Here is a 23,792-nt window from a genome sequence, read left to right on the forward strand (position 1 = left end):
TAACCAATGAACCTTAAAATCTTACTCCCTACAGAAATACTACTCGATGAAGAAGTAACCAAAGTATCTGCCGAAGCGGAAAATGGCGCTTTTACCTTATTACCGAATCATATTGACTTTGTTACGGCAATTGTTCCTGGCATTTTATTCTTTGAATCTGAATCGGAATCCACCCCAGAGGTGTTTATCGCTGTGGATGAAGGAATTTTAGTTAAATGTGGCGCAGATGTTCGGGTTTCAACTGGACGAGCGATTCGATCGGATGACCTAGAAACGTTACAGCAAACTGTAGAAGAGGAGTTTTCGCGTTTGGATGAACGGGAAAGAATCACAGCAGGTGCGATCGCGAAATTAGAAGCCAGTTTTGCTCGTGGTGTATATGAGATAGGAGGGTCAAGTGGCGAAGCGTCCTAATCACTCGAGACGACGACACAATAAGACGTTTCTGGGGAAAATAAAAGATAAATCCATCCGTAAACTTAAAGCCCGTAAGGAAGAAAATTTAAGTGTTTTATATGGCTTGACATTGATGGGGTTTGTCGGCTGGTCGGTTGGTATTCCTACGTTAATTGGCGTGGCAATTGGACTGTGGCTGGATGAAGTTTTGCCCACTCCCTTTTCCTGGACACTTACCTTAATGTTGGTGGGTTTAGTTCTCGGTTGTATTAATGCTTGGTACTGGGTAAAGCAGGAGTCTGCCGATGAGTGAGTCAGCACAGACAATCCCCCTATTGATTTTATTGGTGGGCGCAATTAGCACGATTTCCATCCTGATTAAGGAAGGGATGACGCGCTTGGGCTTACCCAGTTTAGTGGGGTATTTGGTGCTAGGCTTTCTGCTGCGGCTGGCGGATTCCCAGTGGCAATTTCTGGGAGAACCGGGGCAGGAAATTTTTGAGTTTTTAGCCGAAGTTGGCGTGATTTCCTTGTTGTTTCGGGTAGGGTTAGAAAGTGATTTAGCGGGATTGATGCGCCAGTTATCCACAGCAACGAAAATTGGGTTAGTTAATATTGTTGTCAATGGGGGTTTCGGATTTGTCACCTCCTATTGGTTACTGGGACTGGCGTTTATCCCCAGTTTATTTATTGCGATCGCGTTTACGGCAACCAGTGTGGGTGTATCGATTGGGGTATGGCAAGAAGCAAATGCCACTCATTCAAACTATGGGGAATTACTACTGGATGTGGCGGAACTGGATGATATTTTGGGGGTAAGTTTAATGGCGTTATTGTTTGCTGTTGCCCCAGCAATTCAAGATAGGGGAACGGGAGAATTATTGCCCGTTATTGCCAAAACCTCTGGTATATTTTTCCTAAAAGCTGTAGTTTTTGGGACATTTTGCTATGTGTTTTCGCGCTTTTTTGAGGCAAAGTTGACTAAGTTTTTTCGCCAAATTGAAGCGCCACCGGAACCGATGCTGGAGGTGGTGGGGATTGGTTTTATTATTGCCGCGATCGCGGGGTTATTGGGGTTTTCAGTTGCCATTGGCGCTTTCTTTGCCGGATTAGTGTTTAGCCGTGATCCTAATGCGGTCAAAATTGATGCGTCGTTTGACTCGTTATACGAACTGTTTACGCCGTTCTTTTTGATTGGGATTGGCTTGAAAATTAACCCTAGTGCGCTAACGGCGGCTTTTGGAATGGGAGGAATTCTCCTTGTCGCCGCCGTATTAGGCAAACTCATTGGTGCGGGGGGTCCCACTTGGTTAACCACAGGTTGGACGGGTGCGGCGTTAATTGGCGTCAGTATGGTTCCTCGCGCCGAAATTACCATGATTGTCATGGGTAAAGGACTCTCGTTAGGAGAGTGGGCGGTATCCAATCAGGTTTTCGCCGCCATGGTTGTTGTGTCTGCGGTGACTAGCATTCTAGCACCGATTGTTCTGCGTTCGTTGTTGCACCAATTGCCTGAAACTCAAACAGGAGTAAGTAACTGATGCCTATTTCACCGCAGCTTATTGTCTGGATTGCGATCGCGTTAGCACAAGTCAGCCTGCTGGCAATCGCACCGTTGTTGATTCGCTGGCTTTCTTTACTTCCTTAATTTTTATGAAATTATCCTCTTTTAAATTAAGCGAAGCATCCTTTGGCTTCCCCCGTGCAAAAAAAGCGAAGCAACATCTGGTCTCCCCCATGGAACAAAAAGCGAAGCAACATCTGGTCTCCCCCTTTTTAAGGGGGACGGAAGGGGGATCTAATAGGGGGACGGAAGGGGGATCTCAAGCAACATCCTTAAATAAGGGCGGGTTTAGTTACCTATACACCAACAAAAAACGTTAATTGTAAAACCCGCCCCTACAGTCATCAAAACGTTTTTATCGGAGCATCACCATGAACAATATATTGCATTTAATTCTCGCCTTTCCTGCCGGCTTTGCCCTAGGAATTTTCTACTTTGGTAGTCTGTGGCTTACCGTGCGCCAACTGCCAACCACCCGTTATCCTATCCGCTTATTTGTAGGGAGTTATTTAGGTCGTATGGTGATTGCCTTACTCGGCTTTTATATCATCATCAACGGACATTGGGAACGAGCGCTGGTTGGCGTATTGGGTTTAATCGTCGCCCGCACATTGTTGGTGCGTCGTTTTGAACCAAAACCCTGGCATTTAGAACAACCCGCTAGTCATCAAATTCATTAATTGATGATTGAGTTTTGGGATAGGCAAAATCCCCGATAAAACGCGAGCGAGACTACAAACGCGAGCGAGACTACAAACGCGAGCGAGACTACAAACGCGAGCGAGACGCTAAACGCGAGCGAGACGCTAAACGCGAGCGAGACGCTAAACGCGAGCGAGACGCTAAACGCGAGCGAGACGCTCGCACTACTACAACCAACGGTTAATTTTAAATTGAGAGAAGGAGACTAATGAATGTTACCCCAGATACTATTATTTTTTGGCAGTGGCAGTGGTTTAAACTGAACGCTACCCTGGTTTATACTTGGCTCGTCATGGCAATTTTGGTCGTGGGATCTTGGCTAGTGACGCGCAATTTGAAAGTTGAACCCGAAGAAATGTCGAATTGGCAAAATCGCTTAGAAATTATTGTCGAAATGATTAATGGTGAGATTCGCCAAGCCACTAATCGAGAACCGAGTGAATTTCTGCCATTTGTTGGCACAATCTTTCTGTTCTTTGCCCTTGCCAATATTCTTACCATCATTCCCGGTTACGAATCCCCCGCCGCGTCTCTATCCACTACAGGCGCTTTTGCCTTGTGTGTCTTTTTTGCTGTACCGTATTACGGGATTAAACATTCTGGGTTTGGCAGTTACCTGAAACATTTTATTGAGCCGACGCCCGTTGTTTTACCTTTTAATATTCTCAGCGAAATCACCCGGACGCTATCCTTAGCCATTCGCTTGTTTGGTAATGTGATGAGTACGAGTTTATTGGTGGCAATTGTTTTATCCCTCATTCCCCTATTTCTACCTATTCCCGTCAGAGCTTATGGAATTGGAATTGGAGTGATTCAGGCGTATGTTTTTGCCATTTTAACCCTCGTCTATATCGCGTCAGGGATTCGCGCCCAGCGTAAAAGTCAACAAAAACGACAACAGCAACAGCAATCAGAAGAAGGAGCAACCTAACATGGATAATCTTGGTCTTATTGGCATCGCCTCGATTCTTGGTGCCGCCCTTTCCATCGGATTAGGGGCAATTGGACCCGCGATTGGGGAAGGATTAGGATTGGCGAATGCCCTACGTGCGATCGCGCAACAGCCGGATAAGGCGAATACGATTACCCGCACCTTATTTGTGGGGATGGCATTTATTGAATCAACGGCGATTTATGCCTTCATTGTGTCGATTATTCTCATTTTTGCCAATCCGTTTTGGAATCACTTTTTGAATCAGGGAGGAGGATAAGCCAATGATTGATTGGTTTACATTGATTGCCCAAATTATTAACTTCATTATCCTCGTTTTTCTACTGTGGCGCTTTTTGTATAAGCCCATTACTAAAACTATGGGTGAGCGCCGCAAGCGGATTGAGCGTCAGTGGAAAGAAGCGCAACAGCAACAAGAGGAAGCCCAAGCCGAAGCGGAATCCTATCGCCAAAAGCAACAAGACTTAGAAAAACGGCGAGAGGAATTGTTGAATGAAGCCAAAGAAAACGCCAAAGCTGAACAGGAGAAATTAATCAATCAGGCACGTCAAGAGGTTGACAAAAAGCAGGCAGAATGGCATGAATCCATTGAACGCCAGCAAGAATCCTTTCTGGAGAACCTGCGACAACGGGTACAAGAGGTGACCCATAAAACCACCCGTCGCGCCTTACAGGATTTGGCAGATACGGAATTAGAACAACAGGCGATCGCGGTGTTCATTGAACGCCTAAAACACCTGGAGGACGAAGAACGAGAAGCCTTCAAACAATCGATTCATGACTCTGACCAGGATGTTGTCATTAACAGCGCCTTTGAGATGCCAGAAGAAAGCCAGCAAAAAATCCGGGATACTCTCCACCAAGAAAATATTCTCAATGGCAAAGACGTGAAATTCTCCACCTCATCGGATTTAATCTGTGGCGTAGAAATGCGGAGCAAAAACCATCAGATTGCGTGGACGTTAGCCGACTATCTCGAAAGCCTAGAGGAACAATTCGCCAACGAATTCCCGAATAAGGCTGAAGCTGAAGAAAAACCAGACGATGAGGAACAGCCATCCACTAGAGAATCGGATGAACCCGAAGAGGAGCCAGATAAAAGGAAACTTTTGGGGTTGAAGGAGTATAAAGGTGAGATGAGATAAATCTTCCTTGAGGCAGATTAATGTTGATGCCTCATTTCTTAGGATATTTGCCGAGGACTAGAATAGGCAGATGGCTTGATTCGCCCAACCCTTTTCTAGTCACTAGACTCTATTCAATAAATTAATTGGCAATTTGTCCAAAACCTAATCAGGAGAAATTTTTGAATGCTGAATCGTTTGCCTAAAAGAGAACACAACGGATTAATTAGCCTCAAAAGAGGGGCGTTCGCCTTACTCACCCTGTCCGTACTCCTAGGCGCTTGCACCCCGGAACCTGAAGCCACGGTTCCAGAAACGGGAGTAGACACAACCTTGACGGAAACCGATGATACAGACGTTGAAGACGTAGCTGAAGATACGGAAGAATTCATCGGTGAGATGGTAACCGTTACGGGTGAAGTTGAAGAAGATTATGGGATCAACACATTTGTCATAGAGGATACCGGTGAGATATTTGGTGATAAAGTGTTGGTGATCAATACCGCCGCGACAGAGCCAATTCTGGAAGAGCAGAATGTCCGAGTTACTGGGGAAGTTCGCGAACTCGTCGTGGCTGAGTTTGAGCGGGATTATGACCTAACCTGGGAAGGGGATATTCTCCAGACGATAGAAGCTGAGTACGTCGGACAGCCTGTTATCGTTGCTGATGCTGTCGAAGTGTTAGATATTCCCTAGAATTTTGGGTAAAAAACCCTACTCCATCGCAAGCGAGACTTCATAGCAAGCGAGACTCCATCGCCAACCAGACTCTATAGCAAACCAGACTCTATAGCGAGCGAGACGCTCGCACTACGGCGGCGGCAATTCTTTTTTGCCTCTTTCCTCCTGCCATCTACCATCTTTTTCATGAACGAAAAGTCAATGTCACTACAAACGGTTCTAGATGAAACCTTTACCCAATTAAACCAGGGACTAGAGACGTATCAACCTGAACTCCAACTGCGGGAAGTAGGAGTGGTCAAATCGGTATCCCGTGGCATTGCAACGGTTAGTGGTTTACCCACAGTAAAAGCGGATGAATTGATTCGTTTTCCGGGTGGGTTGTTGGGAATTGCGTTTAATTTAGACCCGGATGAAGTGGGGGTTATTTTATTAGGAGAAAGCGAACATATTGAAGCAGGCGATCGCGTACAGCGCACCGGACGGATTTTGGATGTGCCAGTCGGCGAGGCGCTGATTGGTCGGGTGATGGACGCCACGGGTCGTCCGTTGGATAATCAGGGGGCGATTCAAACCAGCGAACGTCTACCCATCGAACAGGAAGCCCCCGCTATTTTAGACCGCGCCCCGGTGAAAGTGCCATTACAGACGGGTCTTAAGGTTGTAGATGCGTTAGTTCCCATTGGTCGTGGTCAACGGGAATTAATTGTCGGCGATCGCCAAACCGGGAAAACCGCGATCGCAGTAGATACGATTATTAATCAAAAAGGGAAAGATGTCATCTGTATTTACTGCGCTGTGGGTCAACGTACCTCCGCCGTGGCAAAAGTGATTGCCCAGTTGCGCGAACGAGAGGCGATGGATTATTCCCTGGTTGTCGTTGCTACAGGGGAAGATGCTCCAGGGTTGCGCTACATTACCCCGTATGCCGCGATGTCCATTGGCGAATATTTTCGCGATCGCGGACAGGATGCGTTAGTGGTGATTGATGATATGACCCGCCATGCTTGGGCGTATCGTGAATTGTCCTTACTGTTGCGACGTCCACCAGGTCGAGAAGCCTATCCCGGTGATATTTTTTATATTCATTCCCGGATGTTGGAACGGTCAACCCACCTCAGCGAAGAATTGGGAGGCGGTTCCTTAACTGCATTACCGATTGTGGAAACCCAAGCCCAGAATATTTCTGCCTATATTCCCACTAATTTAATCTCAATTACCGACGGTCAGATTTACGTGTCTCCGGATTTATTCCAGCAAACCGTCTTACCCGCCGTGGAGGTGGGTAAATCGGTGTCGCGGGTTGGCGGAAAAACCCAGTTAGCGGCGTATCAAGACGTGGCGGGAGATTTACGCCTGTCTTATTCTCAATTCCAAGAAGTGGAAGTATTTGCCCGGTTTAGCACCCAGCTTGATGAAGACACTCGTCACACCCTAGAACGAGGGCGTCGGGTGCGGCAGATCCTCAAGCAAAAGGAATCCCAACCGTTATCGGTTCCTGAGCAAATTGCTGCCCTTGTCGCGGTGAATGAGGGGGTTTTTGATGAACTGCCCTTGGATCAGGTGAGAGACGCCGAAACAGCCGTCAGAGAAGCGGTGACAGCGGAATTGTCCGAGGTGTGCGATCGCGTTGTATCGGGTGAAGCGTTAAGGGATGAGGATTTAGAGGCAATTTTACGGGTAGCTAAGGAGGCGACACAGGCGTATAAACCGGAACAAGAGCAAGAAGAAGAACGAACTGAGCAAGAATCGGAAGAAGAGAAAGAAGAAGGGGAAGAACCGACTCAGGCAGAACAGTCTGAGGAGGACAAAGAAGAAGAAAATAAACAGCAAGAAGAAGATCAACAAGAAGATCAAGAGAAGGAAGAATCTGACAATCAATAAAGACAGATTCTCAATCTTGCCAGGGTGTTATAGCACTACGAGGATACGTTAGGACATTTATCTGTTGCCTGTTGCCTGTTGCCTGTTGCCTTTTCACCTAATTTTATTGTCCTAACCTCAATGCGTAGCGCTATATCATCAAGGATTTTTATGAACGGTATACTAATTTTTGTCATTGTAGCAGTTGTGGTCTTGGCAATCTTTGCCATTGCTAAAGGTAGGAAACGTCGGGGTAGCTATGGTGGTGGAGGCTTTGTCCCTGATACTAACGGCGATAATGGTGATGGCTTTGGTGATGGCTTTGGTGATGGCGGTGACGGCGGTGGTGTAGGCGGTAGTTCTGGTGTAGGCGGTAGTTCTGGCGGTGGTGCTGGTACTAGTGGCGGTGCTGGTGGCGGTGCTGGTGGCGGTGGCGGTGCTGGTGGCGGTGCAGGCGGCGGCGGCGGTGGCGGTGGTTGATGCTAGAGTTATAGGCTGACCCTGAGCGAAGTCGAAGGGTCAACCTCCTGAATTTCGCTATACCCCACACCCTGTCTCATTTTTAGCTAATTTGCCACCCCTTGAGGAATCTGACAATTAGCCGATGGCGCGATCGCTCCTGCGCTCCTACCCTTTCTGCGGACATCACCGTTAAAATTCTGGTGACCACAAATCAACAATAGCGACCTCAAAACCAGGAAGTAAATCAGGAATCATTAGTACATCACCATCGCCTAAAATCTCGACCTCGGACGCAGGACGATAAATTTCGACCCGACGCTGTGGCGGATTCATCAAAATACCAACTTTTGTTCCTTGCTCCAGAAAAAATTGAATCTTATCTCTCAACGATTTTAAGGTATCTGTTGGGGACTTTACCTCAACCATTAAATCAGGAGCCAGTTCCGCAAACGAACGAGGACTTTTGGGTAACCGTTCAGCTAAAACAAAAGAAACATCAGGCGCTCTGACATTAGCATTGGGTAGGTCAAAACCTGCACTAGACGCTGTCACCCGACCAAGCTTTTGAGGTCTTACCCAATTACCTAAAACCCGGACAAATTCGGCGACGACTTCATCTGACTCATAACCCGATGGACTCATAACTACGATTTGCCCGTCCACTAACTCCATGCGATACTCAGGATGTTCTGCTTGTAATTTCTCCAAGTCTTTGCGGGTTAGAGCTGTCAGAGAAGCCATAGAACCTCTTTGAGTTTATATCTAGAATGATTGATAAATTCATTGTATTACCGTTGAGCGCAACTCGGTATTAGGTTTAATGGCACTGCAATAAGCATTTTAGAATCATCGAAACCTTTAATATACCGTAGGGTGGGTTTCGACTTCGCAAGAGCCCACCAGCATACCAGTCAGTGGCATTCTTAATTAGGGCTTGCTGCACAAAGCCAAAACCGCAAAACCCATCAATACTTTGAGCTTTATTGAAACAGGGTTTGATTCAAGGAAATCGGGTAGTATCCTTCATCAGTATGGCATCACCTTGCTCAGGACAAATGTACCCTTGCTCCCCCAGCTCCCCCAGCTCCCCCAGCTTCCCCCGCTCCCCCTCACCACAAAACTTATTCAGCAGCCCCTAATTAGGCTCTTATCTCCAACGACGAACTAAGATATCGTGAGAGAAGAACTCCCGTTAAGAGAAAATCCTTTTCAATGACTGCGACTACTCCCAACTCCGCCAAACACAAAAAAGCCAAAGCCCTGAAACCAGGGAAGATCCGCCCTGCAAAGGAACTCTGTAGCGAATGTGGTCTGTGTAATACATACTATATTCATTATGTCAAGGAAGCTTGTGCTTTTCTTAACCAACAGATTCCCGAATTAGAAACCCAAACCCATGGACGTAGCCGGAATCTGGATAATCCCGATGATTGGTATTTCGGCGTCAACCAGGACATGATGGCGGCGCGGAAACTTCAACCGATTGAAGGGGCGCAGTGGACAGGAATTGTTAGCACCATTGCCATTGAAATGCTCACCAGTGGCAAAGTTGAAGGCGTTGTCTGTGTGCAGAATACCAAAGAAGACCGTTTTCAACCGATGCCGATTATCGCCCGAACACCAGAAGAGATTCTCGCCGCCCGGGTGAATAAGCCCACCCTGTCTCCTAATCTTTCGGTATTAGAACAAATTGAACAGTCGGGGATGAAACGCCTATTAGTGATTGGCGTCGGCTGTCAAATTCAAGCATTACGGGCGGTGGAAAAAGAATTGGGCTTAGAAAAACTCTATGTTTTGGGGACGCCCTGTGTGGATAATGTCACCCGCGCTGGCTTGCAGAAATTCCTGGAAACCACCAGCAAATCCCCCGATACCGTCGTGCATTATGAGTTCATGCAGGACTTTCAAGTTCACTTCAAACACGAAGATGGGTCTATTGAGAAAGTCCCCTTCTTTGGATTGAATACGAAAGAACTTAAGGATGTATTTGCCCCCTCTTGTATGAGTTGTTTCGATTACGTCAACTCTCTAGCGGATTTAGTGGTTGGTTACATGGGCGCACCCTTTGGTTGGCAATGGATTGTGGTGCGAAATGACCGGGGACAGGAAATGCTGGATCTGGTGCAAAATCAGCTAGAAACGCAATCGGTTACGTCTAAGGGCGATCGACATCAAGCCGTGCAACAGAGTATTCCGGCGTATGATAAAGGGGTAACGTTACCGATGTGGGCAGCAAAATTAATGGGGGTGGTGATTGAAAAGATTGGTCCAAAGGGATTGGAGTATGCTCGTTTCTCGATTGACTCCCACTTTACCCGCAATTATCTCTATGTGAAGCGCCATCACCCAAAGAAATTAGCGGCGCATATTCCAGAGTTTGCCAAGCGAATTGTGGGACAGTATACTTTACCTGATTAAGAGAGTTATCACTCACGGGAGTCGGGTTAGGTTGCGGCTTCAACCAATCAGTATCAAGCGCAACTGACCCGAACTCAATCGATAGGGTATAGTTTCAGCAAAACGCGATCGCACGCTCAAAAATAATACTATTCCCCTCTGAACAGATACCGGACTCTCATCCCAACTCTTATCAATTCTGTTATATAGCGCGTCTAAATGAAACGCGAACTCGTCTTGTTCCCTGTTCTCTACATTTAAACCAATGCCGTCCAAAACCTTTATTGTTCGCGCCCACGCGAGAACCATCTATACTCGCCCTGTCACATTTATATGTGCCAAGTGCAATCAGGCAACGACTCGCGAATGTTATCCGGGTACGCCACCGAAATACTGCCTCAACTGTGCGCCGAAGAAGAAGAAAGCCTCAGCCAGCCGAACACCCGAAAAGGGTATGTTTAAACCCACTCATCACTTAGTTGCTCATAGAACAGGTGAACAGATACCCGTATGCTTAGAAACCTCCCCTGATCCGGGATGGTTCTGGGTGCGTACTGCCCTGGATTGGTTTTCTGGAGAGTCGATTATTCAATATCACAGACAGAAGGGATTATATAGTCGAGACAAACCCTTGGCGGATTACTCCTTGGAGGAGATAGCCTCTGACACAGGGACTTAACGGTTGGACACTCTCAATGTCTTGAAGATATCAGGAATCTGGCTAATCCACAAACGATTTGCCCAGTTTTGTGTGGCAGGTTTTAGCGATCGCTGCGTCTGAAAGCGTGCAAATAAGCGGTCTAATTCACTTTTACCACCTTCATCCCACAGCATTTCAATCGGTTTAAATTGCTCGGTATCGGGAAAATCAGGACGGTGGCGAGTTAATCGTTCAGCGTATTGGGTCAACGGCTGAAAGTGAATCGAATAATAGAGTCTGTTGACTGGATAGTTTCTGATTTCAAAGCAGGGAAAAAATTCTGGAAAGCGTTCCCTGGCTTCTTTAAAGCGGTTATAGATATCCCGTTCCCAGCGCTTGCGGGTAATATCATCAATGTCTATATCTTGCTCAGTGAGGAGAATCATCGAATTGTTGGAACGGTACATAAGGGGAGGGAACTTGCTTCACTTTCTACTTTAGAAAGGGCGTGTGACAAGGTTATGACAAATTAATGACGATCTTATCAAGGGGTGACAAGGGAGTTGAGGTGTAGGCAGGGTATGGGGTGTAGGGCGTAGGGTGTAGGGTGTAGGGTGTAGGGAGGGCTTCACAACCTTTGAAGGAATCTGGTTTTGACGTTAGTAAGGGCGGGTTTTGCTACAGATGTTATCGGTGAGATTCGACATTGAGTGCCTAAACCCGCCCCTACAGCGTGTTGTATTCTTTAGATTTGGGGTTAGTAAGGGCGGGTTTTGCTACAAATGTTATCGGTGGGATTCAACATTGAGTGCCTAAACCCGCCCCTACAGCGCCAATGCCAACCCATCCCCACGGGGTTCAGACGCCGCCACGAAAACGCCTCCCTGCCGTAAGATTATCTGACCCTTGCCAAACCGTTTTTCATCGGTACTCATTTCAATATGATGTCCCCGTTGAGCAAGTGCCAAAGCCACATCAGACGGTACAGTTGGCTCTAAAAGTACCTGATTTCCGGCGATAAACTGCCATCGCGGTGCATCCAGTGCTGCTTGGGGATTCATGCCGTAGTCTGCCAGATTCACCACCATTTGTAGATGTCCTTGGGGTTGCATATATTCCCCCATGACGCCAAAGGGTCCTAAGGGTTGACCGTCTTGGCTGAGGAAGCTGGGAATTATCGTATGATAGGGACGTTTCCCTGGTGCAACTTGATTGGGATGACCTGCTTCTAGGGTGAAACCATAGCCGCGATTGTGTAGGGCAATCCCTGTACCCGGAATCAGAATCCCACTACCAAACCCTTGATAATTGGATTGAATCAACGACACCATCAACTCCCCATCGGCGGCGGCTAAATAGACGGTTCCGCCTTTGGCTAAACCAGGTTGGGCTAAGGGAATCGCGGTGTCTGTGATTAACTGGCGACGGGTTTGGGCATAGTCTTTATCCAGGAGTCGCTCAACTGCCATGTCCATAAATCGAGGATCGGCGATATAACGTTTGGCATCGGCAAAAGCCAGCTTCATCGCTTCAATTTGCAGGTGATAGCTGTCTACCGAGTCACGGGGATATTGACGTAAATTGAATCCTTCCAGGATATTTAAGGCGATTAATGCCGTTAATCCTTGGGTATTGGGCGGAATTTCCCAAACCCGTAAGTCTCGATAGGTGGTGGAAATCGGGTTCACCCAATCCGCTTGATGGGCGGCGAAATCGGCTACGGTTAATAAGCCCCCCGTATTGGCAGCAAAATTCGCGATCGCACGAGCAATATCTCCCTGATAAAAGCATTCACCCCCCGTTTGGGCAATCTGGGTTAAGGTTTGAGCATGAGCCTCACTTCCCCACACCTCTCCCGGATGCGGCGCCCGGTTATGGGGGAAAAAGACAGATTTAAATGGCTCAAATTCTCGCCCCTGTAGGGGAAGGAAAATCGCCTCCGCCTGTTTCCAAGCGGTTGCGGTAACTGGGGAAACTGGATATCCGGCTTGAGCATAACGAATCGCCGGGGCAAATAACTGCTCAAAGGGTAATTTCCCCCACCGTTGCCATAATGTTCGCCAAGCCGAGACACAGCCAGGTACGGTGACGGGTAACCACCCCCGTTGCGGGATGTCTTCCATCCCAGCAAAATGGTTTAAGGTTAAAGCTTGAGGACTTTTACCCGAGGCGTTAAGTCCATGTAACTGACCATCCCAGACTAAGGCAAAGGTGTCAGACCCAATTCCGTTAGAGGTAGGTTCAACTACCGTGAGTGCGATCGCCATGGCTAATGCTGCATCAATAGCATTCCCCCCCGCCCAAATCATCTCCATCCCCGCTAATGTGGCTAGGGGTTGGCTGGTGGCGACAGCACAGTGCTTGCCCATGATTACCCGTCGCGTAGAAGGGTAGGGGTAGTGAGTTAGGTTATTGGTCATTTGTCTTATGTCTTATGTCTTATGTCAAAACACTGATTTCACGGATTTATTAGAGAGAGTGAGGTAGGGAAGTGAGAGATTAGTTACACTGATTACATTGAGTGACATCAGGGTGAAAATCTTCCCGTTAATGATAAAATTTGCCCCTACATCACCCTCATCTTCCAGACGCGCCATGGCGCGTCTCTACATTGCTTTCCTCAAACCAAGGCTTCACTACAAACAATTATTGGAACTAGGTAATCCTCATCTTTTTGGCGACGGTTTAGCCATTCGTGTCGGTCATATTGGGCGTAAAGTTGCTTGAGTTTGATAAACAGTTCATTCCCGGTTATACTATTCCGTTTTAGCCGATTTAACTCGCGCTTGAGTCCTGTGGTGACGGGTTCGCGGAAGGCTTTTTCTAATAGGTTAATTTGCGCTTTGATGTCCTCATCATTAATCGTTTCAAAAAAGAGTCGGAGTTCCCGTAAACTATAGCGTTGTCCTTGGCTAAGATTGCGGCTATAGTCTCGTTCCGATTGACGGTGTTTCACATCTTCGGCAAATTGACGTTTAATTCTATACGAATATAACACCGATTAAGTAGATTAAACCAATGCTATTAGGTTTTAAGACCGAATTAAAACTTAATAACAAGCAGCGAACGGCGCTAGCTAAACACGCTGGCGTTTCTCGCCATGCTTGGAATTGGGGTTTAGGTTTAACCAAACAGATACTCTTACACAATCGGGACAACCCAGAGGATAAAATCAAGTTTCCTACTGGGATTGACTTGCACTCATTGTTGGTAGCTCTGGTTAAACCCATTTGCCCTTGGTATTACGAAGTGAGTAAATGCGCCCCTCAGTATGCGCTTAGGCAATTAGCTCAAGCCTGGAAAGATGCGTTTAAGAAAAATAAAAAGCCACCTCGGTTTAAGAAGAAAGGACGGGGAGATAGCTTTACCCTAGATGGCTCAATTGCACTTGAGCATTTTAAAATCAGGGTTCCGGTTATTGGCTGGTTGAGGACGCATGAGCGGCTGCCCGTCTGTTTTCAGCCCAAGTCCGTCACCATATCCAGGACAGCAGACCGATGGTTCATCAGCTTTAAGCTGGAACATGAGCCAGTTAACCGACCCAAATCTCACTCTGTAGTGGGCGTTGATCTTGGTATAAAAGCATTAGCTGTCTTGTCTACTGGGATTGTAGTAGAGGGGGCAAAAGCTTATCGAAAGTACGAGAAGAAACTCTCTCGCCTGCAATGGTTAAACCGCCACAAGCAAATCGGTTCGGCTAACTGGAAGTCTTCCCAAATCAAAATAGCTCGTTTGCACCGAAAAATAGCCAACATCAGAAAGGACACGTTGCACAAGCTCACATCCTATTTAGCCAAAAACCACAGCCGAATAGGAATAGAAAATTTAAACGTGTCTGGGATGATGGCTAATCATAAGCTAGCCAAAGCTATCCAGGACATGGGCTTTTATGAGTTTAAACGCCAGCTAGAGTACAAGTGCAAGTTGTACGGGTCAACACTGGTCGTAGTAGACCAATGGTATCCCTCAACCAAAACCTGTTCTCGTTGTCATGTCATCAAGGATGAAATGCCTTTATCTGAGCAGGTTTTTCGGTGTGATAACTGCGGATTGGAAATTGATCGAGATTTCAACGCTTCCATTAATTTGGAAGTAGCCGCCAGTTAGGTGGGGGAGAGCCTGTGGACTGCTTAAGTGCCGTCACGGCCAGAATGAAGCAGGAAGTAAACAGCAAAATTTACCAGGTATTGGTAGATTTGTGTAAGTTTTATGTAACGGTTTTCATTTCATATAGATATCGTAGGGGCGGGTTGGTGCCATTACCCACGACTGCTGCATCTGCTGCATTAGGGTTTCGTCGAAGTCTTCGGCGTCTTCCCAGAGTTGGTTATACCAGTGGGTGAGTTGTTGGTGGTTGTCGTTTCCGTGAACAATAACATTGAGTTCAGTATTATGGGAAATGCCGGATAGGGTGAGATTAGAGGAACCGACAACAGCAATACCATTTTCGGCGCGATCGACGAGTTGTCCCAATTGGTTATAAACTGTACCATAGTCGAAGATGGAGGCTTTGGCGTGGAGTCGTCCTTTGGTATACACCCGAACCTGTAAGCGTTTTTCTTCGAGCATTTGTACCAGGTTTCTGACCAAGGTTTCCGCTGCATCGGTTTGATCCATTAATTCTACGCTAGACCGGATATTTTCGGCGGTTGGTGAGTGCTAGTGGAAAGAGCGATCGCGTTGTTGAGCCAAACCCTAGAACCTTTGTGGCAACAAGCTCCTCAGCCAGTGCTAGTGGAAAGAGCGATCGCGTAAAGTAACTATAGCAATCCTAAATAGGACGCAACAATTGAAGGGCTTGAAATCTAGGTATAGCAAGGGTTTCAGCTTTGAAAATTGCCACAACCTAAATAGGATTGCTATATGTGTTCTAATGGTGTTCTTCTAGCCCAGAGTCGTCTTGCCGTCTGAATAGTCCTGGTCGCCCTAATTTTCTCTCATCACTGCGGAATTAGCCCTGCTTTTGAAGGGGGACGGGAGGGGGATCAAAGGGGATATAGGTAGCGAATGTTACCTAAAGCAGCTTTCCTTTGTGACTTTCCTGAAAACTCTTCCTTTAGATAGAGGCACATTCCACTCTTCTGTGGGAAAAAACTGTTGTGTATGCTTAATCATGTAATCACTAGGGCAATCTGAGACAGGTTCAGTAATCACTTGCCTATTATCAGGACTCGTTTGGTAAACTGCTGGAGTCAAAAAACTAATTTGTTCCATTATCACTTGGAATAGATGAAGTAAACCTCTCTACTCAATAGGATTATGATACTAGGACTTCTTACAGTTTACTTATTAATCGCTGGATTATTTTGCATAAACTGGTTAAATGCATTCCAGAAAGAGACGAATTTATCGTCGGAGCAAAAATTCCGGTGTCGGATAGTCTTTATCATTGCTACCGTTTTTTGGCCTCTCATCTTCCCAATTTCATACCTGGAACACTGTTCGAGAGTTTAGGGAATGGAGAGTGAGAAAGCTTGAACCAGCTTTTTCCAACCTGAATAAGAGTGGGCATCTTGCCTGCTTCATTATTTGGGCAGAGTTGGGCTGACACAAGCCCAACTAATCGTGGCATCCTAAATAAAGAGAGAGTTATGAGATCAAGGATGTCAGAAGCGTCAGCACAAAAGCGGATAGTCGTCGTTGGTGCAGGATGGGCAGGTTTAGGTGCGACTTATCATCTTGCTCAACAAGGCTACGATGTTACTCTTCTAGAAGCCACCCCCTATCCTGGTGGATTAGTAGCTGGATGGAAAACCTCTGGCGGACGTTCAGTCGAGGGGGGTATTCATGGGTTCTGGTATCCCTATCGCAATATCTTTCGCCTGGTTCACGAATTGGGACTCCAACCCTTCACTCCTTTTACCCATTCTTCCCAATATTCTCCGGCTGGGTTAGAAGTCGAATCGCCTCTGTTTCAGAATGAGTTCCCGCTTCCTACCCCATTGGGAACGTTTCTCTATCCCAAGTTTAGACGCCTACCTCTGATTGACAGGCTTTCTGCTTTACCTCTCCTGTATGCTCTGATTGATTTTGATAATTCTGATCAAGCATGGCAACGTTACGATAAGGTAACTGCCCGCGAACTCTTTAAACAGTTTGGTGTCTCTGCCCGATTGTATCGAGATTCCTTTGAACCGATGCTATTGGTGGGGTTATTTGCCCCTGGTGAGCAATGTTCCGCCGCCGCCGCCCTGGGAATGCTCTATTACTTCATTTTGGCTCACCAACCCAATTTTGATGTCGTCTGGTGTCGGGGAACGGTGGCAGAGATGATTTTTAAACCCTGGGTGGAGCGGATTGAGAAAGCTGGGGGACGAGTGCTGACGAATAAGCGGGTGAATGATATTCTCTTGGACGATAGGGGTAAGGCGAAAGCGGTTGTCTGCGGTGAGGATGTCTTTGAAGCCGATGCGGTTATTTTTGCCGTTAGTGTCAATGGCATGAAAAAAATTGTCAGTGCGAGTAGTAACTTGCAACCCTATTCGGAATTCCGGAATTTGAGAAACTTAGGCGCAATTGATGTTCTGGCAACCCGGTTATGGTTTGACCGAAAAGCTATTCTGCGGAATCCGTCTAATGCTTGTTTTGGCTTTGATCCGACGACGGGGTGGACATTTTTTGATTTGAATGCGCTGCATGATGAATATGCATATCAACCAGGAAGTGTCATTGAAGCAGATTTTTATCATGCGAATCAGTTATTGCCGATGAGTGATGAGCAAATTGTGGCAAAGGTTCATCGAGATTTAGCTACTTGTGTGCCAGAGTTTCGGGGTGCTAAGGTTATTGATAGTAGTGTAATTCGTGTGCCGCAAGGGGTAACGCATTTTGCACCGGGAAGTTATCAGTATTTGCTGCCAGCAACCAGTCCGATTGATAATGTGTTTATGAGTGGGGATTGGGTTGTTACTAATCACGGTTCTTGGTCACAGGAGAAGGCATACATAACGGGTTTAGAGGCGGCAAATTTAGTAATTGACCGTTTTGGATATGGAAATAAGGCAACGATTATTCCGGTTGAACCTGATGAACCTCATATTCAAGTGGGGCGGATGATTAATAAAACGGTGCGGGATTGGGGGAAAACAGTATTACCTGATTTTTGGTTACCTTAGAAGAAAGGCAAAAGGCAGATGGCACTAGGTTAGGGAGGGCGGGTTTTGTTGAAAGGTTATTGGTCAATAACACAATTAAGCGGCTAAACCCGCCCCTACAATTTATTCGTTGGATTCTGCCGAATATATTGTAAGATACCCTGTGCGATCGCGCTTGCCATTTGGCTCTGGTGTTCGGGTGTCGCTAGGCGTGGGTTATCGTCTTGTCCGGTAACAAATCCAACTTCCACGAGGACGGCGGGTATGGGGTTATTCCGCAGCACATAAAATCGGGCTTGTTTCACGCCGCGATCGCGAATCGGAATTGCCTGTAAAATACTGTTATGTATGGTTTGAGCAAGGCTTTGCCCGTTCGAGTAATAATAGGTTTCCAATCCATTCACATCAGGACGGCGACCAACCGCATTCGCATGGATACTCACAAATAAGTCCGCCTGGGCTTGTTTTGCCATCTCCACGCGGGGTGCTAAGTCTACAAAATAATCGCTGGTTCGAGTGAGAATTACTTGAATTCCTTGTTGCTGTAAAATGGCGGCAACTTGTTGAGAAATGGGCAAAATTACATCCTTTTCCCGCAATCCATTTAACCCAACTGCACCGGGATCTTTTCCCCCATGTCCGGGATCAATCATAACCACAATACGGCGGTTGGGAACTTGGGAGAGATTGAAGGGAGAATTGCTGGTTGTCGGGGATATGACAGGATTTTGCGACGGTAGGGGGGTTGGTGTGGTTAATTGGACAACTCGTTGCGGTGGTGGTAACTGCACTGTCCACATCCGAGGGGAGAATCCTTTCAATAGAACTTGTTGGGGATTAATCGTATAACCCGGATTAAACTCAATCACCAAGCGCGTGGTTTGGGGGTTCAATTGACTGACACGCACTACCCGCACTGCACCACCAACGAATTGTTCTAATTTGGCATTCTCTAGGGGGATACCGGGTAAATCAATTACCAGGCGGTTGGGATTGGCAAGAAATTGTCCTCTGGGTTGTACGCCTTCGTCAGTGGTAAAGACGAGTTGATTTTGATTCACATCAAAGCGCCAGGAGAGCAATCTCGCCGCTTGCGCTGGAAAGGAGAGCAAAAAAAAGCCGAGAAAACTGGGAAGTAGCCAGTGCAGTTTCACCGTTAAAGTTCCCTTACATAAATGAATGACGAATGACACTATCCACCGTTAACTTTAATTGTGTCCACCCACTTATTGTTTTGAATAAGAGTAAAAGTGGCTTTCTCGATTTTAAAAGGAGGATTTGAGATTGTCTCGCACCTGATGGAGTTAAATGTTAATTGTTTACACTTGAGAGACTTCCCAATCAGGAGAATTTCCCTTATGTCAAACCAACGGCTATAGCAATTCTACCCTTCAATATCCTTATCGTTGATTAGCACATACATCCAGACAACGACAACCGCCGTCACCAGCAGCAGGGGGTATTCAGGCAGCGCCGCTAAGATTACAATAATCTCCAGGATGGTTTTAAGGTCTTCAAATCGTTTCATTGAATCAGATTGAACTCTTAATCCCATTCAAGGAGAAGGCTAGGTGAGTACCGGGTTGAGAAATTTGGCTGAAGTGGCTGACTTCTGGCTAACTTTGAGTTGACCTGAATTGACTTTTCGCTGATTATGAATAATGGCGCGATCGCTTAAAGTTGCCCCAGAGTACATAAACCACGTCAAATCAGCACTTCGGCGCAATGGCTACCCCAGCCAAAAGAAGTTTGCTGAACACGTTACCCCATCGTTATCCACGGTTAAAAAATTCCTCAATGGCGAACCCGTTGATTTTGAGTATTTTGTCGAACTGTGTGACGCATTGGGGTTAAACTGGCGAGATATTTTTTTAGATGAGTCAGACAATCCGCCCTCTCCTCATGACTCAAACCCAACCCTGGAGGAGTCTTCACCCTTCATCACCGGGACACCCATCACCCATCCCCGCTATTTTTTTGGACGCAAACGAGAACTCAAACGCCTGTTCAATTTACTCAAACGCCATCCCCTACAAAATGCAGCGATTATCGGGAAGCGGCGCATCGGCAAAACCTCCCTGTTGCACTACTTGAAAACTATTACCACGACGCCACCGGAGGAATTACGTCCCGGTCAAAAGTCGGACTGGTTACCCTATCCCGAACGCTACTGTTGGATATTTGTGGATTTTCAGGATACACGGATGGCAAGCCAAGAAAAATTGCTGGGTTATATTCTGGAAGGCATGAATATGAAAGTGCCGAAGCCTTGTCACCTGGATTATTTTATGGATGTGGTGAGTAGCCATTTGCATTCACCCACCGTTATTTTATTGGATGAAATTGGTGTGGGATTGCAACGTTGTCCAGAATTAGATGATGGGTTTTGGGAAAGTTTACGGTCTTTAGCCACGAATCAGACAGGGGGAAATCTGGCTTTTATTTTAGCCACACCGGAATCTCCCCTGGATTTGGCGTCTCATACGGGACATAGTTCTCCCTTTTTCAATATCTTTGGCTATACCGCCTATCTGGGCGCATTGACGGAGGCGGAAGCGCGGGAATTGATTGATAGTTCACCGATTCCGTTTCCAGTTGAGGATGTAGCCTGGATTTTGGAGAAAAGTCAATGTTTACCCCTACTGCTGCAAATTCTGTGTCGCGAACGTTTGTTTAGTTTGGAAGAGGGGGAAACGGGAGATAATTGGCGGGAGGAGGCGTTAAAACAGATAGAACCCTTCACGAATTTGTAGAGAACCCAGTTTTTATGTAGGGTGGGCAAGATTTATAAACCTTCAAACGCTTACATTATCGTTGGTTGCTCTTGCCCACCCTACGGTAACTTACGCTAGAGAGGTAAACCATGTCATTTAGCAGTTATAAAAGTATTGGCGTCGTCGCTAAAACGTTTCAGATCAAATATATTCGAGACAATTTTATTACCGAGATTGAATTTGACGTGAGTGATAGTTTCCGGAATGAATTAGAGTTAATTTTAAATGAGGGGGTGTTTGACAATTCCGAGATGGCGATTTGTGAAACGATTATTTATCCCATATTAAAAGAAGTTTGGAAAGCTTATCGCCGCAATTTCCTGCTTTGGAGTCACCAAGCCTTGACCTACGATGAAAACTTATCGGGGACTCCTGATTATATCGTGGCAAAGCGCTCTCCCTTGGGGACAGTGGTGTTCGATAAGCCCTATTTTGTAGTGGTTGAGGCAAAGAAGGAGAGTGATTTTACTGAAGGATGGGGGCAATGTTTGGCAGAGATGGTGGCGGTGCAGAAAATTAACAATGATCCAGAACAACGGATATTTGGTGTTGTTTCCAATGGGGCGATATGGCAGTTTGGTCAACTGATATCTGATGAGTTTACCCAAAATAAGCGGTTTTATACAATTCAGGACTTGGAGCGGTTATTTGCTGCCGTAAATTATGTTTTTCAACAATGTGAGTTACAGTTGGATCAGCAATTGTAACTCGTTATCGCGAATTTATATTACAATTCACAGAGTCACATTTTAACAAAAACTGAGATGTCTTACCCCTCGGTTCCCCGCAACGCCTACACTGATGCACCTGAGCAGCACCCGAACTTTATTTTGGGGAGTTTGCAATTGCTGTTCTGGCTGTTCTTTCATCCCTCAGCGTTTCGTAACCATCTCAAACGCATTGATCCTACCTTGGACTTCCACAATAACCGAATAAATTCGCTGTGCTGGCGAAACTTAGCATTATGGAAGCTTCTGTTTCAGGGATACATCATTGTACCGATGATAATGAGTTTGTTGTTTGCAGCAGACACTTTATATCGAGGGGAATTGAATGCTAATGCTATTGTCTCTCTCATAGTATGGGATGTACTGTTCGTGATATTTGGTGTGGTTGAAGGTGTGGGGGGAGGTGTGGGGGTAGGCGTGGCGCAAGGTGTGGGGGTAGGCGTGGCTTTTGGTGTGGTGTTTGGCATGGCACGAGGCGTGGGTGTAGGCGTGGCTTTTGGCGTTAGAGTAGGCATAGTAGGAGGCGTGGGTGTAGGCGTGGCTTTTGGCGTTAGAGTAGGCGTTATATATGCCGTTAATGGCGTTAGAGTAAGCATAGTGGAAGCGGTGATGGCTGTCGTGATGGCTGTCGTGATATATGGCGTAATGCATTACGTGAGGTATGGCGTGATGTACTGTGTGGGAGTCACAATGCAATTGTGGCGACCTATCGTAACCTATCCCTTGGTCACTCTATGGAATGCACTGCTTTATCGTCTTGACCTGAAACGCCTAGATACAAAATCTTGCTTTCTGCGCTGGCATTCAGCCTTTTGGGACGAGCGGCAAAGTTTACGCCTCCCTGAACTAGACCAGCACCTTGTCCTAGTCTGGGAACGCAACCCTACCGAGGGAAAAGCTGCCATTGACTATCTCAATAGTAGCCCGCAACGTTGGGCTGCTCAAGCAGCACAGATTGAACTGGATGCTAGAAAATTAGAATACTGTACTGATATCGATTCTATCCGTAACGTTTATAGCACATTTGCTTCAGGAAACTTGGAAGGCTCTCCTAACCCAATTTTGTATAAATTTAACTATATCAGTGCCGATGTAGATGCCGCTTTCAACCAGAATAGTCTCTATAACCAACGCATCGCTCTGGAAAATGTCGCCAAAACTCTAGAGCTTTTTATCGAAGAATTAACTAGAAGTAGTAATCAATACGCTCCTCGCTTTCGTCGCATTGCCATTCATTGGCAGCAAATAGTTGTTGAGTACGTACAAACATTAATCGCAGCCACTGAACTACGCCAAGAAATTGATGATCCTTACATCTTTGGTGTACCCCTAAATGAACAGGTTAAACTCTTCATGGGACGCACTAGCATTGGGCTTCGCATCGAAAAATTAATCCTAGACCGTCGCCGCCCTCCCTTACTCCTCTATGGTCAGCGACGTATGGGCAAAACCTCTCTGCTGAATAACTTAGGACGCCTCCTCCCGAATTCCATCATCCCCATGTTCGTCGATTTACAAGGCGCACCCACATCAGCGAGTGACCATGCGGGTTTTCTCTATAATCTTGCCAAAGGGATGACCTATTCGGCTAAACGGCAAGCTGGTTTAACCCTACCTCCCCTCACCCGCGAAGCCTTAACCTCTGACCCCTTTACGACCTTTGATGAATGGCTGGATAAAGTTGAACAAACACTAGAAAAAAACACCGCACTCCTAGCATTAGACGAATTCGAGGTACTGGATAAAGCCTTAACCGAAGGACGTTTCAGCGAAACCGATGTCCTAGGGATGCTACGCCATCTTATCCAACACCGCCCCCGCTTTAAAGTCTTACTGGCTGGCTCTCATACTATCAAAGAATTTCAGCGCTGGGCGAGTTACTTGATTAACGTTCAGGTTGTCCATATCAGTTACCTGAACGAACCCGAAGCCCGCCAACTGATTGAACGCCCCATCCCAGAGTTTACCCTACGCTATGAACCCGATGCGGTTGAGCGAGTCCTCTCCCTAACCCGATGTCATCCCTGCTTGGTACAATTACTCTGCTCTGAGATTGTCGCCCTGAAAAATGAGCAAGAGGTATCGATTCGCCGACTAGCAACTGTGGCTGATGTGGAAGCCGCTATACCCGAAGCCTTAAGCAGTGGTAGCTTCTTCTTTGCCGATATCGAACGCAATCAAGTGGATGAGTTGGGATTGGCGATACTGCGCTTTTTAGCCGCACAAGGGGAAGGGGCGAGTATTGGTAAGGTGGTTTTATCCCGCGAGTTTCCTGCTCCTCTGAATCCTAGCCTCAATTTACTGTTGCAACGGGAGTTAATTGAAGATAGTGGTGGCGGCTACTGCTTCCAAGTGGAGTTAATCCGGCGCTGGTTTGCCAGAGAGACAGGGGAGTAATATCTTGAGTTTGTCGTT

Annotated in this window: 24 protein-coding genes and 1 pseudogene; 17 read left to right on the top strand and 8 right to left on the bottom strand. The window is 46.6% G+C overall.

What is annotated here, in order from left to right; genetic code table 11:
* Positions 1-6: 6 nt before the first annotated feature.
* The 10 genes from RID53_RS23135 (at position 7) to RID53_RS23180 (ending at position 7,762) form a co-directional block, all read left to right on the top strand.
* A complete protein-coding gene (locus RID53_RS23135; protein WP_446390337.1) occupies positions 7-414 on the top strand; it encodes a F0F1 ATP synthase subunit epsilon in 408 nt (135 codons plus the stop codon).
* Positions 398-709: an AtpZ/AtpI family protein gene (locus RID53_RS23140; RefSeq protein ID WP_446390338.1), complete on the top strand. Its 312-nt coding sequence runs from the start codon at positions 398-400 to the stop codon at positions 707-709. Before RID53_RS23135 ends, RID53_RS23140 begins: the two co-directional genes overlap by 17 nt.
* A complete protein-coding gene (locus RID53_RS23145; RefSeq protein WP_446390339.1) occupies positions 702-1,937 on the top strand; it encodes a cation:proton antiporter in 1,236 nt (411 codons plus the stop codon). The genes RID53_RS23140 and RID53_RS23145 overlap by 8 nt, the downstream gene beginning before the upstream one ends.
* Before the next feature lie 394 nt (positions 1,938-2,331).
* Positions 2,332-2,640, top strand: coding sequence for an N-ATPase subunit AtpR (locus tag RID53_RS23150; RefSeq protein WP_446390340.1), 309 nt, complete (start codon positions 2,332-2,334; stop codon positions 2,638-2,640).
* Positions 2,641-2,870: 230 nt separating this feature from the next.
* Positions 2,871-3,593, top strand: a complete 723-nt coding sequence (locus RID53_RS23155; protein WP_446390341.1) for a F0F1 ATP synthase subunit A — start codon at positions 2,871-2,873, stop codon at positions 3,591-3,593.
* A 1-nt stretch (position 3,594) separates the two neighbouring features.
* Entirely contained in the window at positions 3,595-3,873 is a 279-nt protein-coding gene (locus tag RID53_RS23160; protein ID WP_446390342.1) for a F0F1 ATP synthase subunit C, read from the top strand.
* Positions 3,874-3,877: 4 nt separating this feature from the next.
* On the top strand, positions 3,878-4,759 hold the full coding sequence (locus tag RID53_RS23165; RefSeq protein WP_446390343.1) for a F0F1 ATP synthase subunit B family protein: 882 nt from the start codon (positions 3,878-3,880) through the stop codon (positions 4,757-4,759).
* A gap of 165 nt (positions 4,760-4,924) precedes the next feature.
* Positions 4,925-5,434 carry a hypothetical protein gene (locus RID53_RS23170; protein ID WP_446390344.1) on the top strand — a complete coding sequence of 170 codons (510 nt, stop codon included), beginning with the start codon at positions 4,925-4,927 and terminating at the stop codon, positions 5,432-5,434.
* Positions 5,435-5,605: 171 nt separating this feature from the next.
* A complete protein-coding gene (locus tag RID53_RS23175; protein ID WP_446390345.1) occupies positions 5,606-7,303 on the top strand; it encodes an alternate F1F0 ATPase, F1 subunit alpha in 1,698 nt (565 codons plus the stop codon).
* A gap of 150 nt (positions 7,304-7,453) precedes the next feature.
* Positions 7,454-7,762, top strand: a complete 309-nt coding sequence (locus RID53_RS23180; protein ID WP_446390346.1) for a hypothetical protein — start codon at positions 7,454-7,456, stop codon at positions 7,760-7,762.
* Between the two features lie 171 nt (positions 7,763-7,933).
* Here the strand turns inward: RID53_RS23180 and RID53_RS23185 are convergent, their stop codons facing one another.
* On the bottom strand, positions 7,934-8,485 hold the full coding sequence (locus RID53_RS23185; RefSeq protein WP_446390347.1) for a Uma2 family endonuclease: 552 nt from the start codon (positions 8,483-8,485) through the stop codon (positions 7,934-7,936).
* A 471-nt stretch (positions 8,486-8,956) separates the two neighbouring features.
* Between RID53_RS23185 and RID53_RS23190 the strand changes: the two genes are divergently transcribed.
* Complete coding sequence (locus RID53_RS23190) at positions 8,957-10,162, top strand: Coenzyme F420 hydrogenase/dehydrogenase, beta subunit C-terminal domain (RefSeq protein ID WP_446390348.1); 1,206 nt, start codon at positions 8,957-8,959, stop codon at positions 10,160-10,162.
* A gap of 244 nt (positions 10,163-10,406) precedes the next feature.
* Complete coding sequence (locus tag RID53_RS23195) at positions 10,407-10,820, top strand: hypothetical protein (protein WP_446390349.1); 414 nt, start codon at positions 10,407-10,409, stop codon at positions 10,818-10,820.
* Here RID53_RS23195 and RID53_RS23200 read toward each other — a convergent pair.
* The 4 genes from RID53_RS23200 to RID53_RS23215 form a co-directional block, all read right to left on the bottom strand.
* A complete protein-coding gene (locus tag RID53_RS23200; RefSeq protein ID WP_446390350.1) occupies positions 10,817-11,248 on the bottom strand; it encodes a hypothetical protein in 432 nt (143 codons plus the stop codon). The two genes, RID53_RS23195 and RID53_RS23200, sit on opposite strands and share 4 nt — an antisense overlap.
* Positions 11,249-11,605: 357 nt before the next feature.
* A complete protein-coding gene (locus RID53_RS23205; RefSeq protein WP_446390351.1) occupies positions 11,606-13,201 on the bottom strand; it encodes a gamma-glutamyltransferase family protein in 1,596 nt (531 codons plus the stop codon).
* A gap of 24 nt (positions 13,202-13,225) precedes the next feature.
* Positions 13,226-13,378, bottom strand: coding sequence for a hypothetical protein (locus tag RID53_RS23210; protein WP_446390352.1), 153 nt, complete (start codon positions 13,376-13,378; stop codon positions 13,226-13,228).
* 23 nt (positions 13,379-13,401) lie between these two features.
* Complete coding sequence (locus tag RID53_RS23215) at positions 13,402-13,779, bottom strand: hypothetical protein (RefSeq protein WP_446390353.1); 378 nt, start codon at positions 13,777-13,779, stop codon at positions 13,402-13,404.
* A 20-nt stretch (positions 13,780-13,799) separates the two neighbouring features.
* Here RID53_RS23215 and RID53_RS23220 point away from each other — a divergent pair, with 20 nt between their 5' ends.
* Complete coding sequence (locus RID53_RS23220) at positions 13,800-14,888, top strand: RNA-guided endonuclease InsQ/TnpB family protein (protein ID WP_446390354.1); 1,089 nt, start codon at positions 13,800-13,802, stop codon at positions 14,886-14,888.
* Between the two features lie 117 nt (positions 14,889-15,005).
* Here the strand turns inward: RID53_RS23220 and RID53_RS23225 are convergent.
* Positions 15,006-15,431, bottom strand: a pseudogene (locus RID53_RS23225) (phospholipase D-like domain-containing protein); the annotation flags it as partial.
* Between the two features lie 953 nt (positions 15,432-16,384).
* Here RID53_RS23225 and RID53_RS23230 point away from each other — a divergent pair.
* Positions 16,385-17,896 carry a hydroxysqualene dehydroxylase gene (locus RID53_RS23230; RefSeq protein WP_446390355.1) on the top strand — a complete coding sequence of 504 codons (1,512 nt, stop codon included), beginning with the start codon at positions 16,385-16,387 and terminating at the stop codon, positions 17,894-17,896.
* Between the two features lie 95 nt (positions 17,897-17,991).
* Here the strand turns inward: RID53_RS23230 and RID53_RS23235 are convergent, their stop codons facing one another.
* Positions 17,992-19,029, bottom strand: coding sequence for an N-acetylmuramoyl-L-alanine amidase (locus RID53_RS23235; RefSeq protein WP_446390356.1), 1,038 nt, complete (start codon positions 19,027-19,029; stop codon positions 17,992-17,994).
* A 230-nt stretch (positions 19,030-19,259) separates the two neighbouring features.
* On the bottom strand, positions 19,260-19,403 hold the full coding sequence (locus RID53_RS23240; protein ID WP_446390357.1) for a hypothetical protein: 144 nt from the start codon (positions 19,401-19,403) through the stop codon (positions 19,260-19,262).
* Between the two features lie 133 nt (positions 19,404-19,536).
* Between RID53_RS23240 and RID53_RS23245 the strand changes: the two genes are divergently transcribed.
* The 3 genes from RID53_RS23245 (at position 19,537) to RID53_RS23255 (ending at position 23,774) form a co-directional block, all read left to right on the top strand.
* Positions 19,537-20,628 carry an ATP-binding protein gene (locus RID53_RS23245; protein WP_446390358.1) on the top strand — a complete coding sequence of 364 codons (1,092 nt, stop codon included), beginning with the start codon at positions 19,537-19,539 and terminating at the stop codon, positions 20,626-20,628.
* A 110-nt stretch (positions 20,629-20,738) separates the two neighbouring features.
* Complete coding sequence (locus RID53_RS23250) at positions 20,739-21,356, top strand: hypothetical protein (protein ID WP_446390359.1); 618 nt, start codon at positions 20,739-20,741, stop codon at positions 21,354-21,356.
* 57 nt (positions 21,357-21,413) lie between these two features.
* Positions 21,414-23,774: an AAA family ATPase gene (locus RID53_RS23255; protein ID WP_446390360.1), complete on the top strand. Its 2,361-nt coding sequence runs from the start codon at positions 21,414-21,416 to the stop codon at positions 23,772-23,774.
* Positions 23,775-23,792 lie beyond the last annotated feature (18 nt).

This window comes from Coleofasciculus sp. B1-GNL1-01 (genome assembly GCF_040220235.1).
Lineage (GTDB): Bacteria > Cyanobacteriota > Cyanobacteriia > Cyanobacteriales > Coleofasciculaceae > Coleofasciculus.

Bases quoted from the DNA above. Each gene is read 5' to 3' on its own strand.
- RID53_RS23135 (WP_446390337.1), top strand. From the start codon at position 7: ATGAACCTTAAAATCTTACTCCCTACAGAAATACTACTCGATGAAGAA.
- RID53_RS23145 (WP_446390339.1), top strand. From the start codon at position 702: ATGAGTGAGTCAGCACAGACAATCCCCCTATTGATTTTATTGGTGGGC.
- RID53_RS23150 (WP_446390340.1), top strand. From the start codon at position 2,332: ATGAACAATATATTGCATTTAATTCTCGCCTTTCCTGCCGGCTTTGCC.
- RID53_RS23155 (WP_446390341.1), top strand. From the start codon at position 2,871: ATGAATGTTACCCCAGATACTATTATTTTTTGGCAGTGGCAGTGGTTT.
- RID53_RS23160 (WP_446390342.1), top strand. From the start codon at position 3,595: ATGGATAATCTTGGTCTTATTGGCATCGCCTCGATTCTTGGTGCCGCC.
- RID53_RS23165 (WP_446390343.1), top strand. From the start codon at position 3,878: ATGATTGATTGGTTTACATTGATTGCCCAAATTATTAACTTCATTATC.
- RID53_RS23170 (WP_446390344.1), top strand. From the start codon at position 4,925: ATGCTGAATCGTTTGCCTAAAAGAGAACACAACGGATTAATTAGCCTC.
- RID53_RS23175 (WP_446390345.1), top strand. From the start codon at position 5,606: ATGAACGAAAAGTCAATGTCACTACAAACGGTTCTAGATGAAACCTTT.
- RID53_RS23180 (WP_446390346.1), top strand. From the start codon at position 7,454: ATGAACGGTATACTAATTTTTGTCATTGTAGCAGTTGTGGTCTTGGCA.
- RID53_RS23185 (WP_446390347.1), bottom strand. From the start codon at position 8,485: ATGGCTTCTCTGACAGCTCTAACCCGCAAAGACTTGGAGAAATTACAA.
- RID53_RS23190 (WP_446390348.1), top strand. From the start codon at position 8,957: ATGACTGCGACTACTCCCAACTCCGCCAAACACAAAAAAGCCAAAGCC.
- RID53_RS23195 (WP_446390349.1), top strand. From the start codon at position 10,407: ATGCCGTCCAAAACCTTTATTGTTCGCGCCCACGCGAGAACCATCTAT.
- RID53_RS23200 (WP_446390350.1), bottom strand. From the start codon at position 11,248: ATGTACCGTTCCAACAATTCGATGATTCTCCTCACTGAGCAAGATATA.
- RID53_RS23205 (WP_446390351.1), bottom strand. From the start codon at position 13,201: ATGACCAATAACCTAACTCACTACCCCTACCCTTCTACGCGACGGGTA.
- RID53_RS23210 (WP_446390352.1), bottom strand. From the start codon at position 13,378: ATGGCGCGTCTGGAAGATGAGGGTGATGTAGGGGCAAATTTTATCATT.
- RID53_RS23220 (WP_446390354.1), top strand. From the start codon at position 13,800: ATGCTATTAGGTTTTAAGACCGAATTAAAACTTAATAACAAGCAGCGA.
- RID53_RS23230 (WP_446390355.1), top strand. From the start codon at position 16,385: ATGTCAGAAGCGTCAGCACAAAAGCGGATAGTCGTCGTTGGTGCAGGA.
- RID53_RS23240 (WP_446390357.1), bottom strand. From the start codon at position 19,403: ATGAAACGATTTGAAGACCTTAAAACCATCCTGGAGATTATTGTAATC.
- RID53_RS23245 (WP_446390358.1), top strand. From the start codon at position 19,537: ATGGCGCGATCGCTTAAAGTTGCCCCAGAGTACATAAACCACGTCAAA.
- RID53_RS23250 (WP_446390359.1), top strand. From the start codon at position 20,739: ATGTCATTTAGCAGTTATAAAAGTATTGGCGTCGTCGCTAAAACGTTT.
- RID53_RS23255 (WP_446390360.1), top strand. From the start codon at position 21,414: ATGTCTTACCCCTCGGTTCCCCGCAACGCCTACACTGATGCACCTGAG.